At 31.8% G+C, this 4776-nt stretch carries 4 protein-coding genes; 1 reads left to right on the top strand and 3 read right to left on the bottom strand.

Annotated elements, in window-relative coordinates; genetic code table 11:
* Positions 1-189: 189 nt before the first annotated feature.
* From C3E90_RS04220 to C3E90_RS04210, 3 genes are all read right to left on the bottom strand, one after another.
* Positions 190-1557, bottom strand: coding sequence for a YjiH family protein (locus tag C3E90_RS04220; protein WP_442870558.1), 1368 nt, complete (start codon positions 1555-1557; stop codon positions 190-192).
* Positions 1558-1765: 208 nt separating this feature from the next.
* On the bottom strand, positions 1766-2731 hold the full coding sequence (locus C3E90_RS04215) for a threonine ammonia-lyase (RefSeq protein WP_236914408.1): 966 nt from the start codon (positions 2729-2731) through the stop codon (positions 1766-1768).
* Between the two features lie 65 nt (positions 2732-2796).
* Positions 2797-3450 carry a rhomboid family intramembrane serine protease gene (locus C3E90_RS04210; RefSeq protein WP_236914407.1) on the bottom strand — a complete coding sequence of 218 codons (654 nt, stop codon included), beginning with the start codon at positions 3448-3450 and terminating at the stop codon, positions 2797-2799.
* A gap of 263 nt (positions 3451-3713) precedes the next feature.
* Between C3E90_RS04210 and C3E90_RS04205 the strand changes: the two genes are divergently transcribed.
* Entirely contained in the window at positions 3714-4616 is a 903-nt protein-coding gene (locus tag C3E90_RS04205) for a polysaccharide deacetylase family protein (protein WP_236914406.1), read from the top strand.
* The last annotated feature ends 160 nt before the right edge of the window (positions 4617-4776 follow it).

Here is a 4776-nt window from a genome sequence, read left to right as displayed (position 1 = left end):
ATTGGTTTATTAGGTGTGCATTTTTTTATTATTAGTTTTTCAAAAAATATTTAATATTATTTTGCTAAAATCTATTGACTTTAATTAGCTGGTCTTATTATATTAGACACAAAATCCTTTTTTCCTCCATTTTATAAAAATAAAAGAAAAAAAGCCACTCCTAAAGGAATGGCTTTAATTATGAACTAATTAAAATATTAAATGGGCAGCTATGGCTATAATAGGTAAAGTTATAATTGTTCTCTCAATAAATATAATGAACAACTCTCCTAAGGATACAGGAATCCTTGACCCTAATATAACTGCTCCAACTTCTGATAGATAAACTAATTGGGTTATGGATACTGTAGCTACAACAAATCGAGTCATTTCATTAGGAATGCTGGCTCCTATAACCGAAGGTAAAAACATGTCTGCAAATCCTACTACCATGGTCTTAGAAGCTTCTACTGCATAAGGAATTTTGAATAATTTTAGTATGGGAATAAAAGGCATTCCTAACCAGTCAAATATAGGTGTAGCTTCTGCAATTATTAGAGCTATAGTACCAAAAGCCATTATTACAGGTAGTACTCCCAGCCACATATCTAAAACGGTTTTAAATCCATTAGTAACAAAATTCTTAACATTTCCGCTTTCTTCTGCCCTCTTTACTGCAAGATAAGTACCCCATTGAGCTGTTGTAAATCCTTCTGGAACATCCTCTCCCACATCCATCTTTTCTCCTGTATAATAGGTATCCTTCTTCCTAGATAGAGGTGGTATTCTAGGCATTATAATAGCTGCAACTACCCCAGCAATAACTACTGTTAGATAATACGGTCCAAATAAATGAGCTAAATCAACTTGATTTAGTACCACCAAACTAAAGGTAATGGATACAACTGAGAAGGTAGTAGCAATAATAGAAGCTTCCTTTGTAGTATAATATCCATCCTCATATTGTTTGTTAGTCAATGCTACACCAATAGTTCCATCGCCAACAAAAGAAGCCATACAGTCAATAGATGAACGTCCTGGTAATTTAAATACTGGCCTCATCAAAGGAGTAAGCAATGCACCTACAAACTCTAATAGTCCAAAATCCGTTAAAAATGGTAATAAAAATCCTGCAAATAAGAATATAGAGAACAATCCTAGTATTAAATCATGAAGTATTAAACCACCAGTATCTTCAGACCAAATCCACTCAGGACCTATTTCTAAGTAAACCAATATACTAAGCACCACTCCAATTATTCTTGTTGCAAGCCAAAAATTAGATACATCAAATATTGATTTTAAAAATTCACTCTCTTCGATAAAAGCAGGTTTAGAAGTTTTATAAACTATAGTCATAATTCCGGTTAAAGCTATAATAATTACAATAATGGTAGGTAGAATAGATTCTAATAAGCCTGTTAGCCCTCCTGCCAATAAAGCAACTAAAATAGTTGTGTCGCCTTCATATTTAAAAGGAAACATTAACAGCAATACCCCTATAATTGAAGGCACGATAAACTTTAAATAATCACCAGCAGTAAACTTCTGCTTTTCATAGGAATTACCCATATGCATATATACCTCCTTTTTGTTTATTTTACTTCCTCTAAATCACCAATTCCCTCCTTTATACATATATTTGTTAAAAATAATATGATAATTATTATACAGAATGTTACTAAATATATATTATAAGGGAATTTGTAATAAAAGTCAAAATATTTTCAATTTTCCACTTTTGAGGAATCCTGTAAAAAAAGGAAACCAATCCTAATGGATTGGTTTAGTTTGTATATTTATTTAATAGGTTTATCATTAAATCCTCATCTATATTTCCACCGGTAATGACTACAGCTACATTTTTTCCCTTACACATGGAGTAGTTCCTTCTAATAGCTGCAATGCCGATGGCTCCTGCTGGTTCACTAATTATCTTCTCCTTCTTCATTAAAAAGGATACTGCTTTACCAATAGCTTCTTCATCTACTACTATTATGTCATCAATACATTCATCTGCCATTTTATATGGAATATAACCTATTCCACCAACTAGAGCGTCACAGATGGAAGGTTCAGTAGGAAAGGTTTCATAAAATATATTATCCTTTAGGGACTGGACCATAGCAGGGCAAGCTGCAGTTTGAAGTCCAATAACCTTAATACCTGGTTTCATATGTTTTGCAGCAATACTAATACCTGTAATTATTCCTCCACCACCAATAGGTACAAGGATTGTGTCTATTGATGGCTGTTGCTCCAATATTTCTAGTCCTATGGTGCCTTGACCAGCTATTACTTCCTCATCAGAGCAGGGGTCTACAAATATACTACCCTTATCCTTTATCAGTTCTAATCCAATTTCATGGGCTTCATCGTAGTTTTCACCAACTCCAACTACATTAGCTCCAAAGTACTTTATCTTTTCCACCTTACTCTTTGGAGTAGTTTTAGGTACATAAACAGTTACATTTTTTATACCCAATAGATTGGAAGCATAGCTAAGGGCTGCCCCATGATTCCCGGAAGATATAGCCACAACACCTTTTTCTATATCTTGAGGACTAAGGCTTGTAAGTTTACTCAAAGCTCCCCTAAGCTTAGCACATTTCATACCCTGTTGATTTTCCAATTTAAGATAGATATTGGTATCTTCATCACTTAAATAGATAGATTTATCCAAGGAGGTTTTATAGATATATTTATCTATTCTTTCCCTTGCCATTATCACATCTTTATAACTAATGGTCATTTACTCTCACTTCCTTCAAAATAATATCCCAGTTAGAGGGAAAATATTACAGTGAAAATATATCACTATCTGGTATAATACTTATTTTTCTTAAGAAATTTTTTATATAAAAACACTCCTGCTAAAAATCCAAATATATGAGCCCACCAGGCTACTCCACCCATAACGCCAGTAATACCTGAGCGAAGTTGACTAACGAACCATATGAGTAAAAAGATAGGAGCTGGTACTCGTATGAAAAATGGAATAAATGGAATTAAAGTTAATATTCTAGAATGGGGAAACATTATGAAATAAGCCCCCATGACTCCAGCAATTGCTCCAGAAGCTCCCACTGTTGGTACATTTGACATGGGATTAAATATTAAATGGGCAAAGCCAGCTATTAAACCAGTTAATAAATAGAAAATAATAAAACGAAAAGAACCCATTCGTTCTTCTACATTATCGCCAAATAACCATAAGGACCACATATTACTAATAATATGAAGTATATTCCCATGGATAAACATACTAGTAAATAGTGGAATATAGGATTCATAATTAGTTAACCCACTAATAAATCGTGAAGGTATAAAAGCATATTTATATATCATATCTAAAGCTTGATCATAAGGCAATTTTATCTGATTTACAAATACAATAATATTCAAAGCTATAATCGATAAAGTAGCAATTGGAACTTTTCGACTTGGTGCTGTATCTCTAAGTGGAAGCATATTATCCCCTACTTTCTAAATCTATTTACTCTATTATAACAAAAATAATTCAAAAAAGAACCAATTCCTAAGCACAGGTTCCTTTATTACTTACAATAAGTCAATAAGTTGGCCTTACCAGGCACTCCCAACTAATGCCTCCACTTTGTTACGGCAGAAATTAAGGTTGGTGCTGAGGATAATCAATGTTTTTTGTTGATTTACAATATCCATTAATAAATATATAATATATATATTACATTTAACGTGAGAGGAGCATTAGAATGAAAAAATTTGGAATAGTGTTACTTATAATGATCGTTCTACTGGGTCAGGCTTCAACTGTAGCCTATGGAGAAAATGTATCCGCAAATATTATGGATGAAAAATATGAATTACTTAAAGAAGAAAATTTAAGACTAAGAGATGAAATATTAAAGCTAAGAAATCAGCTGAGTGAAAAAGAAGCAGAAAAAATTCCAGTGCTCATGTATCATCATCTACTTAAACAAGAGGATATAGAAAAATATAATTGGTCTAAAAATAGTAGTGTTTTATCCGTAGAAACCTTTGAAAAACAGATGGATTATCTATATGAAAATGGATTCTATACTGCTACATTAGATGAATTACAATCCTTTATTGATGGAGAAATCATTTTACCAGAAAAATCTGTAGTCATCACCTTTGATGATGGCTATTATAGTAATGCTCTATATGCTTATCCTATAATGAAAAAATATAATTTTAGAGGAACCATATTCATGTTAGGATATAGGGTAGATAATATCCAAGCTCTCTTTGACCCTAGTGATACCCAATCTTTAAGTGTAAATGAAACATATAAATATGAAGATGTATTTGACTATGAAAGCCATACATATGAGCTCCATGATGAAGATGAAAATGGTGAAAAGTTAATTATATCTTCTGATAAAGAAACTATTATTAATGATTTAATAAAAAGCAAAGAATTACTAAATGCAAAATACTTTGCCTACCCCTATGGTGCATATGATGAAAATACTATTGAATATTTGAAACAGACTGGATATGAAATGGCTTTTACTATTGAACCTGGATATGTAACCAAGGATTTGGATAAATATGAACTGACTAGGTTTTCAATTTCTCCTAATACACCTTTAAGCAGGTTTAAAAGAATAGTAAATGGGATTTATGAATAGATAATTTAAAAAAGGAGAGACTGTAATAAATTTTGTGCTTTAAGTAAGTTTGATTACTCTAATCTGACAAGAAAATTTAGATTTAATTTAGATAATAATTTTTCAAATTTGATACTTTAGTTTTAGTTTGCCAAAATTATAGGGAAATATACATAAATTC

This window comes from Clostridium sp. Cult2, from assembly GCF_021655075.1.
Taxonomy (GTDB): Bacteria; Bacillota; Clostridia; order Tissierellales; family Tepidimicrobiaceae; genus Schnuerera.
Note: the sequence above shows the minus strand (reverse complement) of the source record. Positions and strands in the feature narration are given on the sequence as shown.

Excerpts from the sequence above, each read along its gene's own strand:
- C3E90_RS04220 (WP_442870558.1), bottom strand. The coding sequence starts at position 1,557 with ATGCATATGGGTAATTCCTATGAAAAGCAGAAGTTTACTGCTGGTGAT.
- C3E90_RS04210 (WP_236914407.1), bottom strand. The coding sequence starts at position 3,450 with ATGCTTCCACTTAGAGATACAGCACCAAGTCGAAAAGTTCCAATTGCT.
- C3E90_RS04205 (WP_236914406.1), top strand. The coding sequence starts at position 3,714 with ATGAAAAAATTTGGAATAGTGTTACTTATAATGATCGTTCTACTGGGT.
- C3E90_RS04215 (WP_236914408.1), bottom strand. The coding sequence starts at position 2,731 with ATGACCATTAGTTATAAAGATGTGATAATGGCAAGGGAAAGAATAGAT.